This is a genomic window from Bilifractor sp. LCP21S3_F8, from assembly GCF_052117805.1.
Taxonomy (GTDB): domain Bacteria; phylum Bacillota; class Clostridia; order Lachnospirales; family Lachnospiraceae; genus Bilifractor.
The window spans coordinates 15,339-37,113 of sequence record NZ_JBQKIK010000029.1; the positions used below are offsets into that span (position 1 = coordinate 15,339).

Here is a 21,775-nt window from a genome sequence, read left to right on the forward strand (position 1 = left end):
TTCACATTACAGGATATACTCCAGCTGACTTTCCTTGGTCTTCATCCCCATTTTTTCATAGAACTTCTCCGCGGAAGTGTTGCCTGCCCATACATTCAGGGTCACCTCGTAGCAGCCCATTTTTTTCGCTTCCTGCTTCACATGCTCAAAAAGCGCCTCGCCCACGTGTCTGCCCCGCGCGCTCTGATCCACGCACAGATCATCGATGAACAGTGAGGTAAATGGAACCATATTGTTGGAGAACGGCTGCTCCCTCATCTGGCAGAATGCATAGCCAACGCAATGATCCTGCCCGTCAGCCGCCACGTAAACCGGTTTTTTGTCATCCTTCAAAATTTCTCTCAGTTCATCCACCGTGTACTTCGTCGTTCCCGGAATAAAAATATCCGGCCGGATACCGGCATGGATCTCCAGCACCTGGTTCAGCAGCCTCAGCAATGCCGGTATGTCCTTATCCTCGGCTCTTCTGATCTTCACCATTGTGTAACTATTCATCTTCCCACTTTCTCCAGTCTCTGATGCTCTGGCTGCATACACTTCCGGACTTCTGAAAAAAATGACCACAGGCAGTACGACCGCCGCTGTCAAAACCGCATTGAACAAATTTATATTTCCGATCGGAGAATCATACAGAAAGTGGTCTGCCATAACGAGGAGAATCCAGCCGATACCCTTTCTTCTGTGGTTTCTTCCGCTGGCTCTGACAATCAGATAGAGTCCGGCTGCGGTCACTGCGGCATAGCACCAGTGCGACCCAAGCGCGCCGGAGATTCGATCCAGTGCCGTCGGAAACGCGTCGTTTACATTTTTGAATCCGCTTTCTGTAATGTACGAGATATCTTCCTCGATCTGAAAGCCCATGCCCACGCACATTCCAATAAGAAGGTACTGTCTGAACGTTTTTCTGTTCCACACATACACCAGCAGTGCTGTTGTGCCCAGTTTCAGAAGCTCCTCTGCAATTCCCGCTTCGAGTGAGCCCATCCACGCCTCGGAATAGGAATGTCCCATCATGGATTTCATCAGATTATCAAAGCTGTCGTTCACTTCTCCGGCAAACGGACTTGTAATGAATGCTCCACAGAAAACCGCCATCAGCAGTTCCCGGCTGCTCATCTCGCCCTTTGCACCGATCTGTTTCACAAAAATCCCAAAGGGTACAATATATATCAGAAGCGGAAGAAATGCGCTGTATACCTCCAGATACTGAAGCACCTTCGTGTGACTGCTGCCCATGAAATCTGCTTCGTTGATGAGTATTCCCAACCCTGCCAGCAGAATCAGTACACCGGTCACAATCAGCTGCCGTCTCTGTTTCTTCTCATTCATTCAATTCTCCCCTTCACCCGTCTCTGCAATCTCTGCCCGGAAGACCATGATGGTATCTGCGTCAGAGCAGCAGAATTCCGCGGTCCCCGCAGGCTGTCCGGGAATGCTTCCGCCGTAGCGAAGGATGTCGATATATGGGAAGGCACAGTGCATAGCCATCGGACAGATCCTCCCTCTGTCCTCGTCAAAATCAAACACCTCACCCACATGATGTCCGCGGTGGCATCCCATCTTTCCCCGTCGGTCAATCACTGTGATCCTGATCTTCGGTCGTTTCTCTGCCATATCGTACCTCCCGGATAATTTTTTCTGTGTTGGAGAATATTCTAACTCCTTTTAGACCAGAAATCCACCGGCTCGTAGTCCTGCAGCTTTGCCAGAAATCCGTGATCCGCAAGTTCCCTCTGGATAATATCCAGCGTCTCCTCGCTGTCCGCAGTCACGGTATGATAATGGTACCCGGATGTGATGCCGGACAGCGGTGAACTTTTTCCTCCGGAAAGTTCCTCCTCATACTTTTTCACATCCAGACGCGAACGGATATGCATGGCGGCACGAATGATCCCGTACACCCTGTGATAAACGAAGACATCCTCGATTCTTCCACCGCAGTCAACGATCAGATTCATCTCCTCGCACGCCTGCTCCGGCGTGTGACAAACCTTGAATACGCGGCTCAGCTTCGACTTTTCCTTCCGGTCAAGGACATAGCCCCGCGCGGCAGAAAGAATTGGCTGTCCCTCTGCTCTGAGCAGAGCTATGTCCTGTACGATCACCTGCCTGCTCACAGAAAATCGTCTTGCAAGCGCACCTCCGGAAACCTGCCCTTCGTTTTTTTTCAAAATATCCAGAATAGCCTCACGGCGCTCTGTACCCGTCAACATGTTTCACCTGCCTTACCTGCTCATTGCATATGAGAGAGTATATATCCTCTTACATCGTATCTGAAAAAATATCCTGTTCCATCGCATCTGGAAAAATATATATCCTGTTCCATTGCTTCTGAAAAAATTTTCTCGCTTCTCCGCATATAAATTGCTTCTGATCCATTCTGAAGTACAACTATCGGATCGCCGTTTCTGTACGTCAGAGGTTCAGACCGCATGCAGATGCCTTCAGCATGAAAAATTCCATCATCTTTGTATTTCTGTACGTCAGAGCTTCAGACTGCATGCAGATGCTTCATGGAAATGTCCAGAATCGGAGCGGAGTGTGTCAGTGCGCCGCTCGATATGTAATTGACTCCGAGATCCGTCAGCGAAGCGATTTTCTCCCGGGTCACATTGCCTGAAACCTCAACCTCAGCTCTTCCGGCAATGATCCGCATTGCCTCAGCCATGAGATCGTGACTCATATTATCAAGCATAATAATATCAGCGCCGGCATCGACAGCCTCCCGGACCTGATCCAGATTCTCCACCTCAATCTCGATCTTCCGCACAAAAGGCGCATAGGCGCGGGCCATCTCAACAGCCTGTCTGACGCCTCCCGCTGCGCCGATATGATTATCCTTCAGAAGAACGCCATCTGACAGGTTATACCTGTGATTGTGACCTCCTCCCACGCGAACCGCGTATTTTTCGAAGATACGGTTGTTCGGCGTGGTTTTCCGTGTGTCGAGAAGCCAGATATCCGTGCCCTCAAGAAGTGCAGCGGTCTGACGGGTACAGGTCGCGATACCACTCATTCTCTGAAGATAATTAAGGGCCGTCCGTTCGCCGGAAAGCAGCACGCGGATATCTCCCCGCACCTTCGCCATCTGCATTCCCTCTCTCACCTCGTCCCCATCCCGAACGAAGAATTCCACCTCAGTCTTCGGGTCCAGAAGCGTGAACACCCGCTCAAAAACGGGAAGTCCGCAGATGATTCCCTTCTCCTTCGCAATCAGATCCACCTCTCCGATCTTTGCCTCCGGCATCACACAGTTGGTGCTGACATCCTCGCTTGTGATATCCTCTCTGAGCGCGCTCTCGATCAGCGGATCGACCTGCAGTTTCATTGTAATCGGATCCAACATTTCCTTTTCCTCCACTATTGACTGTCGCACAATAATGTCATATCCCCGTGCCGCACCGTTTTCACTGCCGTATTATAGAATTTTACTCCATGCTCAATGCTTTTGCAATTTCATCCACAGGATATGTATGTGCTTTTCACCTACTCAATTCTTCGTAGGATTGGCTTCATCCGTATAACTATATTCATTCGCATGACCGGGTTCATTCATATTAACCGGTTTCATCTGTACAACACAGCATCTGCACCGCCATGCGCCTCATCGACTCGCGCGGCAATTTCTGCAACGGTATACGACGCATCACCTGGTACGGCAATTATACGGCTTCCGCTCCAGGTTCCGCTGCGAACTTGTCACGATAAGCGATCCTGACGGAAGAGGGTCCTCCCTCCGCTTCAATCTCCTTCCGGATCATGGCTGCGTAACGCCTCTCAACAGACAACGGATCCCGGTATTCCGCAAGGGATACATCCGGCATACTGTCACGGATTCCCTCGTAGTCATTCATCATGTCCCGCGCAGCCCGCTTTGCAAAGACAAGGGACTCCAGAAGAGAATTGGATGCCAGCCTGTTTTTTCCGTGAACTCCGTTGCAGGCACATTCTCCGACCGCATAGAGATGCGGCATACTCGTCCCGGATTCATGGTTCACCTTTACCCCGCCCATGAAATAATGCTGTGCCGGAACCACCGGTATGCATTCCTTCGTCACGTCATAGCCGTTCTCCGCGCAATGCTGAACAATATTCGGAAAATGACGGAGGAGTTCTTCATGGGGAATCGTCCTGAGATCCTCCCAGACAAACTTCGTCCCGTCTTTTTTCATCTGCTTCAGAATCTCCTGTGTCAGAAGATCCCGCGGAAGAAGCTCATTCGTAAAGCGCTGCATATTCTTCCCATAGAGCTTCGCTCCCTCGCCGCGGACAGATTCAGAAATCAGGAAGCTCCGGTCCTCCTCGTGTCCCGAGTAAAAGGTTGTCGGATGCACCTGGATATAGTTCACATGCTCCGTCTCAATGCCATGCTTCAGCGCAATTGCAACCGCATCGCCCGTCAGCTGACGGAAATTCGTCGAATGACTGTAGAGCCCGCCGATACCGCCCGTCGCAAAGATTGTGTAATCTGCCTCAATGATCCCCAGTTTTCCGTCCGGATAGCGAACGACCGCGCCCCGGCATCTGCCCGCCGCGTCTTCCTTCTGATGCCCTGATGCACCATGGGGATCGTCGTCTGTTACAATATCCACCATGGTTGTATACTCCATCATCGTCACATTCGGCAGGCGGCGCACTGCCTCCATGAGATGGCTCGTAATTTCCTTTCCCGTGATATCCTCATGGAACAGGATACGCTTCCGGCTGTGAGCGCCCTCTCTCGTGAACGCCAGAGCTCCATTCTCATCCCTGGCGAAACGGACTCCGTATCCGATCAGATCACGAATCACATCCTGAGATGAACGGATCATGATATCCACTGATACCGGATCGTTCTCGTTATGTCCCGCCCGCATCGTATCCTCAAAATACGACTGATAATCTGCCTCATCGCGTAGCATGCAGATTCCGCCCTGCGCCAGATAGGAATCGCTGCTTTCAAAATCCGCCTTTGTTATGAGCATTACCTTCCGGTTCTCCGGAACCTGCAGTGCAAAATACAGGGCTGCGCAGCCACTGCCGACGATCAGTATGTCTGTCTTCTTCATAGTCTCTTCTTTCTGCGGCAGTCAGCCGCGATTCTCTGTCAAACTATTCGCAGAGGAGTATAGCACTTGATTTTACACATGACAAGTCATATATTTACATATGTCTTGACACATTTTCAGATCGTGTTATACTTGCGGGCAGGAAACTTCCCTGACTTGTAACTTCAGAAAACTATAAAGCTTAAAGCTTCAAGAAGGACTGTGGCGAGCAAGCTCCCCGTGGGCAAAGAACATTGCGACTGGACTTATACAGTACACCTCGTACGATAAGTCGTGACACATACTGTATAAGCTACGGATTGCTCCGTGCTTCGCACTCCCGCAATCCTACAGGTATTCGGATTTCGCGCGTTCGCGCTTCATCCTCATACCTGTTGCCTTCGAAATCGCATACAGTCTCTTACACACGCTTCGCGCGTGACGATCCTGTCTGCGTTTTCAAAGAGCTTATACAGTATATTAATGAGAAAGGATAGTTATCATGACAACGAGAGAAATGCAGGACAGGATTATAGAATTGAAGCGCGAAAAGGATGTCTGTATTCTGGCACACGCGTACCAGAGTCATGATATCTGGGAGGTAGCAGATTTCATCGGCGACTCCTATGGTCTGAGTGTGCAGGCAGCAAAAGCGCCGCAAAGCACTCTTCTGATGTGCGGAGTCCGTTTTATGGCAGAGACCTGTAAGATACTTTCTCCGGACAAAAAAGTCCTGCTGGCGAATCCGATGGCCGGCTGCCCCATGGCGATGCAGATGAACCGCGACCAGGCTCTCCAGCTGAAAGCTGCGAATCCCGGACTTCCTCTCGTAGCCTATATAAACACCACAGCCAGTTTGAAAACAGTCTGTGATGTCGTCGTCACCTCGTCATCCGCTGTGAAGATCATTGGGCGCATGCCTGAAAAGGAAATGCTTTTCATTCCGGACTGCAACCTGGGCGGATGGATTGCCGAACAGCTCCCGGACAAAAAACTGCATATGATTCAGGGCGGCTGCCCGACTCACATGCGAATGACCAGACAGGATGTGCTGGCCGCCCGCGCCGCACACCCGAAGGCTCTGCTTCTGGTTCATCCTGAATGCCGGAAGGAGGTCGTGGATCTCGCCGACTACGTCGGCAGCACTACCGGCATCATGAAATATGCCGAATCCTCCGATGCCAATGAATTCATCATCGGTACAGAGAGCAGCATAGTCTCGCACCTGCAGTTTTCCTGTCCCGAAAAGCGTTTCTATCTGCTCTCAAAGCAATGTGTCTGCCACAACATGAAGATGACCACTCTTCCGGATGTGCTCCATGCCGTCGAAGGAATCGGCGGTGACGAAATTACTCTCACTGCTCAGACCATCCGCAATGCACGGAAATGCATCGATCACATGATCGAGCTGGGCGGCTGAAGAAGCGTGAAAACTTCATGCTCGATCCGGGCGGCTCAATCCGCCCGGACACATTATCTCCATACCAGTCCATCTGCCCGGCAAATTATCTCCGTTCCGGTCCATCCGCCCGGCCGGAATTTCTCCATACCAGTCCATCCGCCCGGCCGGATTACCTCCACACCAGCCCTCTGCAGCGACTGATTGCCTCCGCCAGTTCTTCCTTCCTGGGCTTCGCCATGTCTCCGGAAACCTGACCGTGTTCTCCATACATCCCGAAGCCTTCTTTCCGGAAGGTTTCTTCCCAGTCATTTACAAGCGAACGCACATTCACATGTCCGTTCATCTCTCCTTTTGCCATCAGCAAAAATGTCCGGGCAAGGCACTCGCTCTGTTCCCGGTCCGCCAGCTGCTCCACCAGCCTCAGGTCCGTCTCCCCACGTCCGATCACAAACCCTTCCGTCCCGAGATTTTTATGTTTTACACGACCTCTCTGTTCTTGAAAATCACTGCCCGGACGCGGAAAACGTCTGCTCTGATCCGGACGATAAGCGGCGCCAGATCCACGATCCTTTTCTTCACGAGAAGAACCGGAGAAGCATGGAACAATTCTCCGCACCTTTTCTGTCACGTCCTTCGGCTCGTAGCGGTCCATCTGAATGATCGTGTCTGCACGACTGAAAAACGCGCCGGAGCTGCCCGCTACCAGAACCGTGCTGATGCCGGCATTCTCATACAGCGCACGCATCCTGTCAGAGAACGGTGTGATCGGCTCCTCGTCTGCTGAAACAATTTTCTGCATCAAAGCATCCCGCACCATAAAATTCGTCGCACAGGTATCCTCATCCATCAGCAGCGTTCTCGATCCGCACTCCATAGCCTCTACAACGGAAGCCGCCTGAGAAGTGCTTCCGCTGGCATTCTCGGTAAAAAATGCAGTCGTGTCCTTTTCATTCGGCAGCCGGTTAATAAACAGCGAGATGTCATCGCCGTTCACACAGCGCCCGTCCTCCGCCCGGATCTTAACCGCTGTTTCATCCGTCACAACATATTCCCGGCCGTCTCCCGCGATATGATTGTAAACGCCCCGCTCCAAGGCTTTTAACAGCGTGGATTTTCCGTGGTAGCCCCCGCCAATGATAAGTGTGATCCCTCTCTTTACTGCCATACCGCTGATTGTTCCATGATGGGGAAGATTCAGAGTGATCCTGTCCTCCTCCGGAGAACGAAAGGGAAGTGCATCCTTCAGCGGTTTCTGCGAGATTCCGCTCTCTCTGGGAAGAACGGCACCGTCTGCGACAAAGGCACACAGTGACAGCCTGTCAAGCTCGCTTCTGAGAAAAGCCTGATCTTCCGCAAGATTTATTACATCTCTGATTATCTTCTCCTGCCATGCGTCCGCAACGGCAGTATCCCGGACAATATCCGGAAGAAAGTGAAAAAGCATCTTCTCAAGCTCACCTGCCAGCACTGTCCGCCCGGCGGCCGGAAATCCCGCATAAAAACGGAGCGTCACATCGCCATCTCCGCCAAGCTGGCATGCGCTTCTGTCCAGAATCTCCTGGCCAGGCCGGCTGGCACTCATGTTTCCGCTTTTTCCCGATCCGCCGGCCTTTCCCGACACCTCGCGCAGCCTGGAACTGAAGCGCCGCAGAATCATATCCTGAAGAGCGACCCTCGTCTCATATCTGCTGCAGAATGCCGCCGGCCACTGCGCATCCCGCGCCTTCACCGTAACAGCCAGTTCAGACGGACTGGCAAAAGGATCTCCCTGCACATGGACGATATGCAGCACATAATTGCCGAAATCGTAGCTCCCTCTCAGTGACTTATACGCCGGATATCCCCGGTGATCAATGCTCCGCAATGCGCGAAGCAGTTCGTTTTTCGTTTGCATTATACAAATATTCCTTTCCTGTGCGTCCGTACAGACCGCGCTCATTATCCACGTTTCTCAGGATCCTGCTCTTACCACGCTCCGCCGCCTCCGCCTCCGGATCCTCCTCCGGAAAAGCCGCCTCCGCTGAAACCGCCGCCGGAGAAGCCACCCGAACCACCACCGCTCTCGGAAGGAGGGGCTGCGCTCAGCGCTGTCGATGATGCCTGCATCACATGACCGAAATCCTCCCGGAACGTTGTAAAAACGAAAGGACGATATCCGTAATACCACGTCGGCTCCGGAACCGGAATATTGTATTTCTCAAACTGCGAGATCCACTTATTCTCCAGGCCGAATACATATGCGTAAGCCAGCGTGAAATAAAAATACGACGGATTTTCCCGACTCAGCATCTTCAGCTGCTCAAGCTCCGCTTTCTCAATGAAATTCCGGTAGCCGAGCACGTCGCCATAGTACTTCAGGTTTTCCTCTGTCCGGTACACCGCGCGGTCCGCCGCAAGAAAGCTCAGAAATCCTGCACACAGCATAATTAGTGCGGCAGGTATCGAATACAGCCGGCAGGTAAAGAGGAAAAGGCCGGCCAGAAACGCTGTACTGACAGCCATCACCGCCACGCTCTTCTTCCGGTGCTCCTGGTATTTTCCCTTCTGGTACACAATAATCATACCGAATACCATGACAGCCACGGCGATCATGCCGAACCATACGGCGCTGCCCATGTCATCCATATAGACCACATAGGCCGTGTAAACAGCCGGGCAGAGCGTCATCTCGACGAATGCGAGAAGATACATCAGTCCTCTCAAGTTCCTGCCGCGGATCTGCCTTTCAGCACTTTCTTTGTGCATTTCGCCGACCCTGTCCAGCGTCCTGTTGAACTTGTATTCCAGATCACTGACAGAGGAAACCGTCCCGATTTCTCTCTTGCCCGGGAACATTCCCTCGAGAAACGCCCTCTCGTCTTTTTTCAATGCCGTGAAATCATTATTCTGAAGCCTGAAGCGGACCTTACCTTTTTTCGGCTCCTCGATCGTGAAATAGCCTTGGTCAGCCAGATACGGAATCAGAGCCACCTTATGTTCCGTTGTGCCGTTCCATATTTCTTCGACATCCAGTGGATTCATACCCTTCGGCGGATAAAAATTCACAACCGGCACCGCGCGCCGTCCGCTGCGCTTCCAGTTCCGCAGAACAGCAATCAGTGGAATCAGCAGCAGAATCACGATCGCGGTCCACGCCGCCGTTCTGTGCGAATAAAACACAAAATATCCCTCCGGGAGCTCACAGCGGATCGTAATTCCCTCGTAGGGATACAGTGCCGTATTATAGGAACCGCTGATCACAAGCCCGTTGACAGACGAGGTCAGCTGATCCGGATTATATCCTGCATTTCCGGAGGTTCCGACAGAATAGCCGATTTTTCCGGCATCAAAAGAAGACGGCATCGTGATCTTCCAGGAGACCGATTCGATCGGGCATGCCCATCCCGTACCGACAATATTGTAGTACAGCTCATCGGCATCCTCCAGCGGGTCCGGACTCGTGATGCTGTAGGTATAGCTCATCACATAGGTGTGCTCTCCCGTGTAGGTCTCATCGGACGAACCGATATAATATGCGCCGTTCTCTTTGCTGACGTCGGTATTCGCGTCCGGACTTGTCACCTGAAAATCCGAAACGCGCGCAATCACATAACAGTTCGTTCCATCCGCATAATACCGGTAATGGTTTTCCGGAATCTCCCTCACCGGGCCGTGATGCGGCTGTATAAAATCATAGACACAAGTCTCTGTGACGTCAAAAACGTTGTCCTCCCGCACCGTGATATCCACAAACAGAGATTTGATATAATATTCCGTCTCCTGCGCAATGATATCTTCCGACGCATCGGCAGACGCCCCGGACGTCTCCGCGGCATGATCCGATGATGCGGAGGTACCTGCCGATGTTCCCTCCTCTGCATGAACCGGAACCGCCGGGACAAACAGCAAAGCCAAGACCGCCAGCACCACAGCCCAGATATGTGCCCATTTTCTGATTGCAGGCAGTATACGCATAAATCTGACCCTCCCGTCATCTCATCTGACTGTCAAATATCCATCGGACTGTCATGCAGCCGGACAAAACAGCCGAACCGCTATCCCGGCAAACCTGACATGCCACAGTAAGCAGGTTTCCGCACTGTCGCGATGCCACAGTAAGCAGGCTGCCGCACTGTCGCGATGCCACAGTAAACAGGCTGCCGCACTGTCGCAATGCCATATCAATCAGCGCCTCAGAAAGAAACCTTCACATTCTCACGCTCCGCGGTATCTCCTACCTCGTACATAGAAGCCTTCCGGAAACCGAACATTCCCGCTACAAGGTTGGACGGGAACATCATCGTCTTATCATTATAAAGCTTTACACATCCGTTATAATACTTGCGGGCGTTGGCGATATCCTCCTCCACCTGCCGGAGCTGCTGCTGCAGCTCCATAAAATTCGCATTGGCCTTAAGATCCGGATAATTCTCCGCAATAGCGAAAATACCGCGCAGACTCTGGCCCAATGCTTCATTGCTTCGAATGACATCTGCCGCATCCTTCGCCCGAGCGGCTGTGTTTCTGGCCTGGATCACCTTTTCCAGCGTTGCCTTCTCATGCGCCGCATAGCCCTTGACCGTCTCAACGAGATTTGGAATCAGGTCATATCTCTTCTTCAGATATACATCCATGGTGGAAAACGCTTCCTCCACCTGGTTTCTGCTCTTTACCAGCCCGTTATACGTGCCAATCAGAAAGATCACGATAATTAATACAATCAATACAAGCACACCAATGACAATCCAGGCAATCATGCAATTCCCTCCCGTATTTTATTTTCACATCTGTCCTGTAGTTTTCTGCCGTCTTTCATTATATACGCTTACCTTCTGATTATAATGGAAAGCGGCAGAAAAAGGCAACCTGAAATAGCCCAATATCCTTTTCCCTGATAAGTCCAATATCATTCCCCCCTGACATTCGGGCCAATTCAGAGACAGAGGACTCTTCCTCAGTCCGGAAAACCTTTCTATACCCCCGGAGTCTTCCGGTTCACAAACCAGAATCCGTTCTCCTCGTAATACAATTCAACTCTCTGTCCGAGAATCCGGCAGACATACCGGATCCCCGCGCCTCCCGCCTTGAGACTGGCACACCGGTCCACACGGAGAATACTGTCAATATCGTATCTGTGACCGTCCTCCCATATGATGCGGAGCGGTTTCATTCTCCCGTCAGAGGAAAAATCCGCGATAACCTCAACGTATGCTTTGTATGGGCTGACGTCGGACGTTTCCTGCACATTTTCCGCAAGCGGCACGTCACAGCGTGCCTCCGGACGGTCCGAACGCCCCGAATCATGATGATAATCATAAACACCCACTCTGATCACCTGCCTTCCGCGACAAGAACGGCCTCATATCCGGTCCGGTTCCCGTTCTCAAAATACGAATGCGGATGAATCATGTGGTCCTCTGCAGTCGCATCCAGTGAAGACAAATACCGGTCCTCGTGCATGATTCCCCGCTGCACCGCGGCATATCCATAGCGGCTGCGGATATCGGAGACCATGCGGTCCGCCCGCATCTGCCGTTCACGGGATTTCTCGTTCACAAACAGAGAAAGCTGCCGCGGCCCGTTCTCCGGTTTCAGATCACCGACGCTGATTCCGATACTCCGGATCGGCTTCTCCCAGCGGTACAGGCGCTGGAAAATCAAAAAAGCCTCCTCCTCTATCTCCCCGGAGATATTGGTGGGCACCGCCAGCTTTTTCTGCTGATGGTATCCCCATAGATCCTTATCCCGAACGTAAACGGAAACCACCTGTCCCTCAAAATGATTCTTCCGGAGCCGCTCCGATACGCTCTCTGATAACAGATACAGTACCAGCCGGACATCTTCATTATTCACGAGATCACGGGGCGTGGTTGTGCTGTTCCCGACGCTCTTGACCGGTGCCTCGATCCCGACATTGTTCACCGGCGTCTGATCCTGCCCCCGGGCAAATACGGAAAGCATTGCGCCGATCTTTCCAAACCAGTTCTGAAGATAATGCGGATCTGCTTCTGCAAGCTGTCCGATCGTGCGTATGCCATACTTTGCAAGCTTCTGACCGGTCCTTCTCCCGACATACAGGAGATCCGACACCGGGAGAGGATCGATCAGCTTCCTGTAATTATCACGGTCAAAAACCGTAATGGCATCCGGCTTCTTGTAGTCGCTGCCGAGCTTCGCGTAAATCTTGTTCCAGGAGACGCCGATGCTGACCGTGATGCCAAGTTCCCTGCGAATCCTTCTGCTTATCTCCTGAGCAATCCGGTATCCGTTTTCAATCGTCCTCGTGTGATCTCCCAAAATCGCACAGCTCTCTGTCAGATCGATCCAGCATTCATCCAGTCCAAAACTCTCCACCTTGTCGGAGTATTCCTGATAAATAGCTCTCGCCATCCGGGAAAAACGGAGATAGAGATACATTCTCGGCGGAACAAAGACAAGATTCGGGCAGCACTGCCTCGCCTGCCAGAGCGCCATGCCGGTCTTCACTCCCTGCCGCTTCGCGATGTAGTTTGCGGTAAGGACAATGCCGTGCCGCTCCTCCGGATCCCCTCCGACGGCCAGCGGCTTTCCGGCAAGCTCCGGATGATACAGCATCTCCACTGATGCGTAAAAACAATTGCAGTCCACATGCAGAATAATCCGATCTGACACCTTTTCTCACTCCCCCCCTGTCTTTTCCCGGTCCTGTTACCGGAAAAAAAAACCACCGATCCGTATAATAGCATCGCTTTTTCTCTGTACATCCAATATAACGGCATACCTGTTGCCCTGCACAGCCAATATAGCACTATTTTGAGCGGAAATAAATGGTCGTTTCGGCCCGTTTTTCTTTTGTGGATAGATTTTTGCTTGCTATTTGTGAGGAATGGTGATACTATGCAGACATAAGAAACAGACTGTCTGTCGGCAGTCTCCGCGATAAACTGACAGATTTCAGAACCGGGAAAGCAAAAGAAAGAGGTGTAACATGGAGAATATCGGCGCAATCATTACTTCCTACCGGAAGAAAGCGCACATGTCACAGATTGAACTTGCGGACAGACTTCAGGAAGACGGCATCGATGTAAGCTCCAAAAGTGTTTCCGCCTGGGAAACCGGAAGGAATGAGATCTCCGCGCGGATTTTCCTGCATGTGTGCCGGATCCTGAAGATTCCGGACTGTCTCGAGGAATACTTCGGCAGCAACCCGAATAACCCGCTGACCATGCTGAACGACGAGGGAAAGCAGAAGGCGCTCTCCTACATTGATCTTCTGACTCATCCGGTCAGCTACGCCAGGAAATCAAATGTAATACCGTACCCGTCGGCTCCTTCCGACAGCCTTTCCATGATCCGGCTGCGCCTCTACGATGCAAGGGTGTCCGCCGGTCGCGGAGATTTTCTCGATTCCGATTATTACACGACCATCGAGGTACCCGCCACGGAAGCGGGGGATGCCGACTTTGCCGTTACGATCCACGGGGATAGTATGGAACCGGTTTTCCACGATCACGACATGGTTTACGTGCACCGGCAGGAAACGCTGACGGATGGAGAAATCGGGATCTTCTCGCTGAACGACAATGCCTATATCAAGAAGCTGAAGAACGACGATGAGGGGACCTTCCTGATTTCCCTGAACCAGAAGTACGAGCCGATTCCGGTTCATCTTGACCGTGATTCCTTCCGCATCTTCGGAAGGGTCTGCCGTGCCATCCGGTAACATGACACACCGAAAGGGGAAAAGCCGGGTCCGTTTCAGCATTCATCCGCATGCATGTGCCGCTTCACATGCTATGGATGCGGCACTCTGCCAAAAGGATAAATCCGTCAGAATTTCAAGAATGAGGTGTTGCATTATGCTCAAAAAACCGAACAACCTGTTGGAAGTCCGAAAATCCACCGGTCTTTCCCGAACCAGGGCCGCTGAGGATCTCCAGCTTGACCCCAAAACGCTCTACCGGTATGAAAACGGAACACAATGCCCGAATGTCTATACCGCTATGCGTCTCTCGGACTATTATCAGCGGAGTGTAAAGGAGTTGTTTCCTATGGAATAGGGCCCGGACATGGAATAGAGCCCGGACAGCCTGTGCACCGCTGGAACCGGGGCACAGCAGCTGCCCGACAAAGCACTCTCAAAGAACGATTTCTACAGCTCATTCAGCAGCTGCGGAATGTTTTTCTTACCGAAGAGAATCTTCTCTCCACCATTTATGACAAGGCAGGGGACGCTCATCACATTATATTTTTGCTTTAACTCTCCGAAGTGATTGAGATCATACACTTCGGCACTGACAAGCGGGTTAAGCGACGCGATCCGCTGCGCAGCAGTTACCAGTTCCGGGCACATGGTGCAGGAGAGAGACACCAGGATCTGCATGTGTATGTCACGTTTTATCCCGGCGATCTTTTCCCGAAGCTCCGGATCGATTGCCTGTCCCGGCCCGGATGCATTGTAGAGCCCGAGAACAAAAGAGGTGAACTCATGTCCGCCCGGCACGCCATGGAATGCAAGACCGGTCGGGGAATGATCCTCCTGCAGAATCCGGACAAACGGGGTGTCTTCTGATTTTTCATCCGATACGATCACCGACAGCTTATCCGTCTGACCTGCAAGCTCGTCCATATAGGATTTCACCTCTTCAGAAACCGGACGATTGTCTGAATGGAGCTCCAGAATCAGTGGTTTCTCCATTTTGGCAAAGACACTTGAAAGCTGCTGTCTGATCTCATCGGATAAAAGTCCAGTCTGCCTTGAAACCCCGCTGCCTTTCCCGGAATCTGTGCCGGAATCGACAACCTTATGCACGGAGGCTCTTGCCGCCGGGCGTTCTGCCTTTCTTCCGGTTTTCTGCTGCATGACTGAGATATACTTCTCAAGCTCGGTTGCTGCCAGAGCACCATCTCCGGTAGCCGTCACAACCTGCCGCAGGGGTTTGATGCAGACATCTCCCGCCGCATACAGACCTTCTACACTCGTTTTCTGGTTTCTGTCAGTTATGACATATCCCTGTTCATTGAGTTCGGCAAAATTCCGGATTAATTCTGTGGACGGCAGGTATCCGGCAAACACAAACACACCGAAGATATCCCCGTTTTCCGGCGTGTAGACCGTTCTTTTACCGTTTTTTATATTCTTCCAGCTGATGGTTCGCAGAACCGAATCTCCCGTCACGCTTTCCACTTCCGTATTTGTGAGGACGGTGATCTTGTTGTTGCTGCGTGCCGTATCCGCTGCAGATTTTGCGCAGGTAAAATCATCCTCACGGATCAATATTGTTACATGCGAAGCGTATTTAGTCAGGAATACAGATTCTTCTGCGGCAGCAAAGCCGCCTCCAATCACGAAGATCTCCTTCCCGCTGAAGAATTCACCATCGCATGTCGCACAGTATGCGACACCATGTCCCTTGTACTCAGCTTCACCACGGAAGCCGATCATTCTCGGGTGCGCACCCGTGGCCAGAATTACACCAAGACATTCCAGCGTTCCCTTATCCGTCTCCACCTTGCGGATCTCGCTTGAAAAATCGAGAGATGTCACTTCCGCGCTCATGAACTCACATCCAAAGGCCTCCGCCTGTTTTCGCATGCGCTCTGTCAGTTCCCTTCCGCTTACCGGTCCGCTTCCCGGAAAATTAACGACCTCTGACGTTATCGTGATCTGTCCGCCGAAGGTCTCTTTTTCCACTACAAGAACCCGATAGCAGGCACGTGCCAGATAAAGGCCGGCGGTCAGGCCCGCAGGCCCTCCGCCGATTACAACCGCATCATAAAAGTTATTCTTTTCCACAGGCATCCGCCTCCTTTACAATGCTCCAACCAGGTCAAGGGTCGGTTTGAGAGTCTTCGCTCCCGGCTGCCATTTTGCGGGGCATACCTGATCTCCGTGCTCCGCAACAAACTGGCTCGCCTGCAGACGGCGGAGAAGTTCATCCGCATTACGTCCGACATTACCGGCATTTACCTCATAGACAACGATTTTTCCCTCCGGATTGACGATAAAACTGCCACGCTCTGCCATTCCATCCGCTTCAATCAATACATCAAAATCCTTCGCAAGAGCATGCGTCGGATCCGCCAGCATTGGATAGGTGATTTTTCCGATTCGCTCAGAATGATCGTGCCATGCCTTATGTACAAAATGGGTATCGCAGGAAACAGAATAGATTTCGCAGCCAGCCGCCTTAAAATCCGCATATCTGTTTTCAAGGTCCTCAAGTTCCGTCGGGCAGACAAAACCGGCGCCGGTTTTATATAGAAGTCTGTTCATTTTACTTTGAATTTGTTCGCTGATATAATAAAATAAGTTCGCCGATATCCAAAATATTCAATTGATAAATGATATCTGTTATGAAAAGCGAGGTTAAGGAAAGCATGATTTCTACTTTCAATCGGACAAAGCTGAATTCCCTTCTCCAGGATTTTTACCGGCTCACGCCAATCCGTATTACCGTCTTTGATGATCAGTTTACAGAGCTGGCCTCCTACCCGGAGCACATTGCGCCGTTCTGCCAGATCATCCGCACGGATAAAGAAGGATATGAGAACTGTAAAAAATGTGACAGACAAGCCTGCCTGCGCGCCGCGAAGCAGCGATCCCCATACACCTACCGCTGCCATGCGGGCCTCACGGAAAGCATCACACCGCTATATCTCGGAAACATTATCATCGGCTACCTTCTGTTTGGTCATGTGTTTGCTTATCCCTCCCATGAAACGGGATGGAAAATAATCGAAGAACAGTGCAGGAATTACAAGGTGGATAAAGAACTTCTGAAAAAAGAGTGCTTTTCCATGCCGCTTCACTCAGAGGCTTATATTACCTCTGCCTCCCACATTCTCGAGGCAGTTGCAAGTTACCTCTGTCTGGAGCGCATGGCGAGCCTGCGCAAGCAGGAACTTCCCGTACAAATTGACGAATATATTCAGGCTCATTTTCTGGAAGACCTGACGGCTAAGGATATCGCTGAGAAATTTGGAATTGGCAGAACGCAATTATATGAGATTGCAAAACAGAATTATGGTACAGGGATTGCAGAACATATCCGGATCTTAAGAATGGAAAAGGCGAAACAGCTTCTGGAAGACAGAAGTCTTCCTCTGGCTGAAATCGCCTCTCAGTGTGGATATAAGGATTATAACTATTTCATTACTGTGTTCAAACGTACCGCAGGTGTATCACCCAAAAAATATCAATCCATTTTCACATCAAATCGCCTGCAAAATCATTAATTTTTCCACGCTGCTTCCGAGCGCCCTGATGCAGCCCATGTCAGGATTTGTCTCTTGAATGCGGACGCCGGGAAGAGGAGCAGAGATTCCATTCCGGCAAAACCTTCAAAACAAATAACAAAATAGCGGGCTGTTTTCGAAAGATCTTTTGACCTCTTTCGAAAAAAGCCCGCTTTTATTAAAGATTAAATGTCAGCAAAGTACAGGGTAACCGATTCTCCGCATCTTCACCGGATTTTTATTCTTCAAAAAATACTCTCTTTGAAATATCTTCCGGATCCTTGGGCCCCGGAAGTTCCGCAATACCACCGAAAGGCATCTGCGCAACCAGCTTATAGCTGTCCGGCAGATGGAACATCTCGCGCACAGCATCATCAATAACCGGATTGTAATGCTGGATATTAGCTCCTACTCCCAGTTCTCTGAGACCCGCCCATACAGCCAGCTGCAGCATACCATTGGATTGATTTGCCCATACCGGGAAATTGGGCGCATAGAGAGGGAACTGCTCCTGCAAGCCCTTTACCACCGCCTCATCATAAAAGAACAGAACGGTTCCGGCTCCCGCGCGGAATCCATCTATTTTCTCCCTCGGCACCTTTCCTTCAAATACATCATAAATTCTGTCCCAAAGCTTGTCCTGTTTCTCACCCAGCACAAGCACGACTCTCTGGCTGTGCATATTAAACGCATCCGGCACAAGTTCCGTCGTTTCCGCGACAAGTTTTTTTATCTCATCTGCAGATACGGGAAGCTCTTTTTTCAGTGCATAAACGGTTCTTCTTTCCTTCAGTGATTCACGTATACTCATTTTAACCTCTTTTCTCCGTAAAGGATTGACCCGATACGGGCTTTCCATTTTTTCCGTCAGGCTGTTTCCGTTTTCCTTTTGTCTCGTATTTTGCCATAGATTGAACACCATACGGCTTGGCAGGAGCCACGCAAGGAGCGAAGCAACCAACAACAAGATCAAGCTGATCATCCGGAAGACATATGGATTTTGCAGCATCCAGAACATGCTGGGTATGGTCTATTTGTAAAACATCCGGTAACAGTTTGCATCTCTTCGATATATTTCTAGTGTCCCCTGTCAGCTGCATGGTTCTTAGCTGCTTTCTTTCCGGGAATTTCTGTGCGCACGAAAACAAATTCTGTATCCGACGAGCGGTCAGGATCAAAATGGTAGCCGCTCCAGTTAAATGCTTTCATCTGCTCCGGGGCTTCGGCATGGATGCCTGCCATAAATCGAACCATTTCGCCCCTGGCCATTTTAGCATATACGCCCTTCTGGACAATCTTGCCTCCCTCCGGCTCACCGAAAACACAGGTAATAAACCGGTCCTCAGGCTTCAGATATTTTTCCAGGCACCTGGAATATTCCTTCGAAGCCAGATTAATGATGATCCCGCTCTCGTCCCGCACTTCCCGATAAAGACTGTCACCCCAGAAGTCATACAGATTCTTATATTGGTCAAATGATACCTTTGCCTTCATTTCCAAACGGTACGGTACCACACCGTCCAGAGGCTTTATGACACCATAAAAGCCGGACAGGATGCGCAGATGCTCCTGTACATACGCATACTGACCATCTTCGAATACAGCAGGTGCCATATAAGTGTACTGAATCCCGTCATAAGCAAGAATCGCAGGCGTAAGATTCTGCCGCAGATCCATATGATGAAACCGCTCGGAGTTCTGAAGGGCGATCTTATCGTTACAGGTCCAAAGTACCTTCTGCTGCTCATAGGAAAGACCCCTGATCCAGACCATTAGTCTTTCTGTTTTCTCAAGAAACGGCGGAAGCTCTGTACACGTAAAGGAATCCGTGTCCACCCGCATCTGCTTCGCCGGAGAGATGATGATCCTCATGACAATTCGTCCAGCATCTGTGCAGGATTGTCGGCAGCCTTCACCTTACCGAAGGCTTTCACAATGATGCCATTCTCATCGATCAAGTAGGTCGTCCGGACAACACCCATCGAGACCTTGCCGTAGTTCTTCTTCTCTTTCCAGACATCGTACGCCTGGATCACTTCTTTTTCGGGGTCCGAAAGCAGAGTGAACGGCAGGCCGTACTTCTCCTCAAATTTCTTATGCGAAGCAACACTGTCCTTGCTGACGCCGAGAACGACGGCGCCCTTCTCCCGAAACTGCGGATACAGCTCGCCAAACCCGCAGGCCTGCCTGGTACAGCCTGCCGTCATATCTTTCGGGTAAAAATACAGAATTACCTTCTCTCCACGATAGTCCGAAAGGCTGTGCATCTCTCCATTCTGGTCCGGCAGAGTAAAATCCGGTGCTTCTGTTCCAATATTCAACATCTTACATTCCTCCTATTGCATAATAAAGTCAGCTTACTGCTCCTGAAACTGCCTATCTGCCCTGGCCAGCCAGGAATCCACATGAAAGGAAAAATGATCCGGCATTAAAGCGAAATTCCAAGTTATCTGTCGCCTGTTCACCACTATATTTGCCGCTGAAAATCCCTCCGTTCTGATTCTTGTCGGAGGGATTTTCCATTACCCGAGTTCGCAGTCATTGACCGCCTGCGCATCTCGATGGTTACATAAGTAATCCTTTTGATTTCAAATCTGAAAAAATCAACTTATCAACCGGAGAAATTATGTCTTGATCAGAACTGGTCAACCATCGCAGTTCTTCTATTTCTGAAGATGCTTTTAATTCTCCCTTGAATTCTGCCGTGTAACAAGTCATGCGAACAACTACTCCCTCGGCATGTCCATGGGCCTGTGCTTCAAATACTCCGTAGAGTTTTGCTGTTTCAGGCTTGATGTTCACTGACAACTCTTCCTTGATTTCTCTAACCAACGTTTCTATATCCGTCTCGGTGCCCTCACGTTTTCCTCCCGGAATATACCATGTGTCCTTGCCCTTCGACCTTGAGCTTAAAATTTTTCCATCTGACAAATATAGATATGCGATCTTATCAATCATGTGAATTCCCCCATAACAATGTCCATTTCTCATGGATCTTATTGTATCATGAATTTCGCAAAACCTTCACTTGTAAAATCTGTAAAATATCTTCCGTTTCTATATCCATGGAATTCTCCGTACGTAAATGAAGTATACATGTAGCCGTCATCCTTTGTTGCCCGGATCATCTTCCGCACTACATCGCTCAGCTCTTTCTGCGGGAGAAACAATATCGTCGAAACTGCCTCCTCTCTGAACCTCTTTCAGCATATCTGTCAAATTACACTCCACCGTAATTCCGGTAGTTCTGTCATGAATTGAAGCATCCACATGATCGTCTGCCATCTGAGCAGACTAACCAGAGCGCGAACTGGAAGAAGGATGATTCGGAATATCAACAGAAATATGAACCCAATTATGCGAAATACCTTCATATCTGATTATAAGAGACCGAACGGGAAATACCGAACACTTTCGTGTCAGAATTTCTGACATGAAGGTTTTTGTTGACCAATCCGGGACTATGACTCTCGCTTTGTTTCGCCTGATTATAAATCCATGCTGTCAGGATTCAACAGGAAGTCAAAAACACTCATCACCAACACACCTTCTTCATTGTAAAGCGGTGCTATGGCATCTTTTGTGATTATGATTTTCTTGAACCCATCGCCTGTATTGACCAGAGAGCGTTGTTCCTGCTGCATTTTCTTTTCATCATGCATAGCAAATGCCGACTGAATATAGTAACGTTTGGAACCTTTATTGCAGACAAAATCAATCTCTAGTTGCTTTCTTATTTTTTTACCTGTCTGATCTGTTTCATTCATCACAACGACGCCTACATCGACGTTATATCCTCTGACTTTCAGTTCGTTGAAAATGATATTCTCCATCGCGTGTGTTTCTTCGACCTGTCGGAAATTTAATCTGGCATTTCGAAGACCCAGGTCCGTGAAATAATACTTGGATGGTGTATCAATATATTTCTTACCTTTTATATCGTAGCGAATTGCACTGTCAATCAGGAAAGCGTCTTCAAGATAATCGATATAGCGTTTGATCGTCATCTTACTGATAGTCGTATGTTTTACGCTCTTAAAAGTTGCACACAGCTTGCTTGGATTCGTCAGAGAGCCGATGGAAGAGGACAGAAATATAATGATACAAAAATGCGGATTCCGCATTTTTGTCCATCTTATATAAATTGACG

Annotated in this window: 21 protein-coding genes and 3 pseudogenes; 5 read left to right on the forward strand and 19 right to left on the reverse strand. The window is 50.2% G+C overall.

The window, feature by feature from the left end:
* Nucleotides 1-6: 6 nt before the first annotated feature.
* From ACTQ3A_RS11720 to ACTQ3A_RS11745, 6 genes and pseudogenes are all read right to left on the reverse strand, one after another.
* Entirely contained in the window at nt 7-477 is a 471-nt protein-coding gene (locus ACTQ3A_RS11720) for an N-acetyltransferase family protein (protein WP_441101099.1), read from the reverse strand.
* 90 nt (nt 478-567) lie between these two features.
* Nucleotides 568-1,329 (reverse strand): annotated as a pseudogene (locus tag ACTQ3A_RS11725) (PrsW family intramembrane metalloprotease); the annotation flags it as partial.
* Entirely contained in the window at nt 1,330-1,614 is a 285-nt protein-coding gene (locus tag ACTQ3A_RS11730; protein ID WP_441101090.1) for a TIGR04076 family protein, read from the reverse strand.
* A gap of 41 nt (nt 1,615-1,655) precedes the next feature.
* The gene (locus tag ACTQ3A_RS11735; RefSeq protein ID WP_441101089.1) at nt 1,656-2,213 is read right to left on the reverse strand and encodes a transcription repressor NadR; all 558 of its coding nucleotides are present in this window, start codon (nt 2,211-2,213) and stop codon (nt 1,656-1,658) included.
* Nucleotides 2,214-2,491: 278 nt separating this feature from the next.
* Nucleotides 2,492-3,343 carry a carboxylating nicotinate-nucleotide diphosphorylase gene (gene nadC, locus ACTQ3A_RS11740; RefSeq protein ID WP_441101098.1) on the reverse strand — a complete coding sequence of 284 codons (852 nt, stop codon included), beginning with the start codon at nt 3,341-3,343 and terminating at the stop codon, nt 2,492-2,494.
* Between the two features lie 319 nt (nt 3,344-3,662).
* Nucleotides 3,663-5,048 (reverse strand): L-aspartate oxidase, encoded by a 1,386-nt coding sequence (locus ACTQ3A_RS11745; protein WP_441101088.1) that lies wholly within the window; start codon nt 5,046-5,048, stop codon nt 3,663-3,665.
* A 481-nt stretch (nt 5,049-5,529) separates the two neighbouring features.
* On the opposite strand from ACTQ3A_RS11745, the gene nadA reads away from it, so the two are divergent.
* The gene (gene nadA, locus ACTQ3A_RS11750) at nt 5,530-6,447 is read left to right on the forward strand and encodes a quinolinate synthase NadA (RefSeq protein WP_441101087.1); all 918 of its coding nucleotides are present in this window, start codon (nt 5,530-5,532) and stop codon (nt 6,445-6,447) included.
* 151 nt (nt 6,448-6,598) lie between these two features.
* Here the strand turns inward: nadA and ACTQ3A_RS11755 are convergent, their stop codons facing one another.
* From ACTQ3A_RS11755 to dinB, 5 genes are all read right to left on the reverse strand, one after another.
* On the reverse strand, nt 6,599-8,323 hold the full coding sequence (locus tag ACTQ3A_RS11755) for an ABC-ATPase domain-containing protein (RefSeq protein ID WP_441494938.1): 1,725 nt from the start codon (nt 8,321-8,323) through the stop codon (nt 6,599-6,601).
* A 71-nt stretch (nt 8,324-8,394) separates the two neighbouring features.
* Entirely contained in the window at nt 8,395-10,383 is a 1,989-nt protein-coding gene (locus ACTQ3A_RS11760; RefSeq protein ID WP_441494939.1) for a DUF2207 domain-containing protein, read from the reverse strand.
* Nucleotides 10,384-10,601: 218 nt separating this feature from the next.
* On the reverse strand, nt 10,602-11,165 hold the full coding sequence (locus ACTQ3A_RS11765) for a LemA family protein (protein WP_441494940.1): 564 nt from the start codon (nt 11,163-11,165) through the stop codon (nt 10,602-10,604).
* A gap of 215 nt (nt 11,166-11,380) precedes the next feature.
* Nucleotides 11,381-11,734 (reverse strand): hypothetical protein, encoded by a 354-nt coding sequence (locus ACTQ3A_RS11770; RefSeq protein WP_441494941.1) that lies wholly within the window; start codon nt 11,732-11,734, stop codon nt 11,381-11,383.
* A gap of 5 nt (nt 11,735-11,739) precedes the next feature.
* Nucleotides 11,740-13,059, reverse strand: coding sequence for a DNA polymerase IV (gene dinB, locus ACTQ3A_RS11775; RefSeq protein ID WP_441494942.1), 1,320 nt, complete (start codon nt 13,057-13,059; stop codon nt 11,740-11,742).
* Between the two features lie 316 nt (nt 13,060-13,375).
* Here dinB and ACTQ3A_RS11780 point away from each other — a divergent pair, with 316 nt between their 5' ends.
* Complete coding sequence (locus tag ACTQ3A_RS11780) at nt 13,376-14,110, forward strand: XRE family transcriptional regulator (protein WP_441494943.1); 735 nt, start codon at nt 13,376-13,378, stop codon at nt 14,108-14,110.
* A 136-nt stretch (nt 14,111-14,246) separates the two neighbouring features.
* Nucleotides 14,247-14,447, forward strand: a complete 201-nt coding sequence (locus tag ACTQ3A_RS11785; protein WP_441494944.1) for a helix-turn-helix transcriptional regulator — start codon at nt 14,247-14,249, stop codon at nt 14,445-14,447.
* Between the two features lie 92 nt (nt 14,448-14,539).
* Here ACTQ3A_RS11785 and ACTQ3A_RS11790 read toward each other — a convergent pair whose 3' ends face one another.
* Both ACTQ3A_RS11790 and ACTQ3A_RS11795 read right to left on the reverse strand, forming a co-directional pair.
* Nucleotides 14,540-16,189 carry an FAD-dependent oxidoreductase gene (locus tag ACTQ3A_RS11790; protein ID WP_441494945.1) on the reverse strand — a complete coding sequence of 550 codons (1,650 nt, stop codon included), beginning with the start codon at nt 16,187-16,189 and terminating at the stop codon, nt 14,540-14,542.
* 9 nt (nt 16,190-16,198) lie between these two features.
* Nucleotides 16,199-16,633 (reverse strand): annotated as a pseudogene (locus tag ACTQ3A_RS11795) (redoxin domain-containing protein); the annotation flags it as partial.
* A gap of 110 nt (nt 16,634-16,743) precedes the next feature.
* Between ACTQ3A_RS11795 and ACTQ3A_RS11800 the strand changes: the two are divergent.
* Nucleotides 16,744-17,625 carry a PocR ligand-binding domain-containing protein gene (locus ACTQ3A_RS11800; RefSeq protein ID WP_441101072.1) on the forward strand — a complete coding sequence of 294 codons (882 nt, stop codon included), beginning with the start codon at nt 16,744-16,746 and terminating at the stop codon, nt 17,623-17,625.
* Between the two features lie 238 nt (nt 17,626-17,863).
* Here the strand turns inward: ACTQ3A_RS11800 and ACTQ3A_RS11805 are convergent, their stop codons facing one another.
* Nucleotides 17,864-18,436: a nitroreductase family protein gene (locus ACTQ3A_RS11805; RefSeq protein ID WP_441101071.1), complete on the reverse strand. Its 573-nt coding sequence runs from the start codon at nt 18,434-18,436 to the stop codon at nt 17,864-17,866.
* A 100-nt stretch (nt 18,437-18,536) separates the two neighbouring features.
* On the opposite strand from ACTQ3A_RS11805, the gene ACTQ3A_RS11810 reads away from it, so the two are divergent.
* On the forward strand, nt 18,537-18,665 hold the full coding sequence (locus tag ACTQ3A_RS11810) for a transposase (protein ID WP_441494946.1): 129 nt from the start codon (nt 18,537-18,539) through the stop codon (nt 18,663-18,665).
* A gap of 37 nt (nt 18,666-18,702) precedes the next feature.
* Here the strand turns inward: ACTQ3A_RS11810 and yaaA are convergent, their stop codons facing one another.
* The 5 genes and pseudogenes from yaaA to ACTQ3A_RS11835 all read right to left on the reverse strand — a co-directional run.
* On the reverse strand, nt 18,703-19,497 hold the full coding sequence (yaaA, locus tag ACTQ3A_RS11815) for a peroxide stress protein YaaA (protein ID WP_441101069.1): 795 nt from the start codon (nt 19,495-19,497) through the stop codon (nt 18,703-18,705).
* Nucleotides 19,494-19,949: a thioredoxin-dependent thiol peroxidase gene (bcp, locus tag ACTQ3A_RS11820; protein WP_279198689.1), complete on the reverse strand. Its 456-nt coding sequence runs from the start codon at nt 19,947-19,949 to the stop codon at nt 19,494-19,496. The genes yaaA and bcp overlap by 4 nt, the downstream gene beginning before the upstream one ends.
* A gap of 241 nt (nt 19,950-20,190) precedes the next feature.
* Nucleotides 20,191-20,583, reverse strand: a complete 393-nt coding sequence (locus ACTQ3A_RS11825; RefSeq protein WP_441494947.1) for an NUDIX hydrolase — start codon at nt 20,581-20,583, stop codon at nt 20,191-20,193.
* A gap of 38 nt (nt 20,584-20,621) precedes the next feature.
* A complete protein-coding gene (locus tag ACTQ3A_RS11830) occupies nt 20,622-20,753 on the reverse strand; it encodes a hypothetical protein (protein ID WP_441495330.1) in 132 nt (43 codons plus the stop codon).
* Between the two features lie 360 nt (nt 20,754-21,113).
* Nucleotides 21,114-21,728 (reverse strand): annotated as a pseudogene (locus ACTQ3A_RS11835) (ATP-binding protein); the annotation flags it as partial.
* Nucleotides 21,729-21,775 lie beyond the last annotated feature (47 nt).

Excerpts from the sequence above, each read along its gene's own strand:
- ACTQ3A_RS11730 (WP_441101090.1), bottom strand. The coding sequence starts at position 1,614 with ATGGCAGAGAAACGACCGAAGATCAGGATCACAGTGATTGACCGACGG.
- ACTQ3A_RS11760 (WP_441494939.1), bottom strand. The coding sequence starts at position 10,383 with ATGCGTATACTGCCTGCAATCAGAAAATGGGCACATATCTGGGCTGTG.
- ACTQ3A_RS11785 (WP_441494944.1), top strand. The coding sequence starts at position 14,247 with ATGCTCAAAAAACCGAACAACCTGTTGGAAGTCCGAAAATCCACCGGT.
- ACTQ3A_RS11830 (WP_441495330.1), bottom strand. The coding sequence starts at position 20,753 with ATGATCCGGGCAACAAAGGATGACGGCTACATGTATACTTCATTTACG.
- ACTQ3A_RS11765 (WP_441494940.1), bottom strand. The coding sequence starts at position 11,165 with ATGATTGCCTGGATTGTCATTGGTGTGCTTGTATTGATTGTATTAATT.
- ACTQ3A_RS11755 (WP_441494938.1), bottom strand. The coding sequence starts at position 8,323 with ATGCAAACGAAAAACGAACTGCTTCGCGCATTGCGGAGCATTGATCAC.
- yaaA (WP_441101069.1), bottom strand. The coding sequence starts at position 19,497 with ATGAGGATCATCATCTCTCCGGCGAAGCAGATGCGGGTGGACACGGAT.
- ACTQ3A_RS11800 (WP_441101072.1), top strand. The coding sequence starts at position 16,744 with ATGAAAAGCGAGGTTAAGGAAAGCATGATTTCTACTTTCAATCGGACA.
- ACTQ3A_RS11790 (WP_441494945.1), bottom strand. The coding sequence starts at position 16,189 with ATGCCTGTGGAAAAGAATAACTTTTATGATGCGGTTGTAATCGGCGGA.
- ACTQ3A_RS11805 (WP_441101071.1), bottom strand. The coding sequence starts at position 18,436 with ATGAGTATACGTGAATCACTGAAGGAAAGAAGAACCGTTTATGCACTG.
- ACTQ3A_RS11735 (WP_441101089.1), bottom strand. The coding sequence starts at position 2,213 with ATGTTGACGGGTACAGAGCGCCGTGAGGCTATTCTGGATATTTTGAAA.
- nadA (WP_441101087.1), top strand. The coding sequence starts at position 5,530 with ATGACAACGAGAGAAATGCAGGACAGGATTATAGAATTGAAGCGCGAA.
- ACTQ3A_RS11825 (WP_441494947.1), bottom strand. The coding sequence starts at position 20,583 with ATGATTGATAAGATCGCATATCTATATTTGTCAGATGGAAAAATTTTA.
- ACTQ3A_RS11780 (WP_441494943.1), top strand. The coding sequence starts at position 13,376 with ATGGAGAATATCGGCGCAATCATTACTTCCTACCGGAAGAAAGCGCAC.
- bcp (WP_279198689.1), bottom strand. The coding sequence starts at position 19,949 with ATGTTGAATATTGGAACAGAAGCACCGGATTTTACTCTGCCGGACCAG.
- ACTQ3A_RS11745 (WP_441101088.1), bottom strand. The coding sequence starts at position 5,048 with ATGAAGAAGACAGACATACTGATCGTCGGCAGTGGCTGCGCAGCCCTG.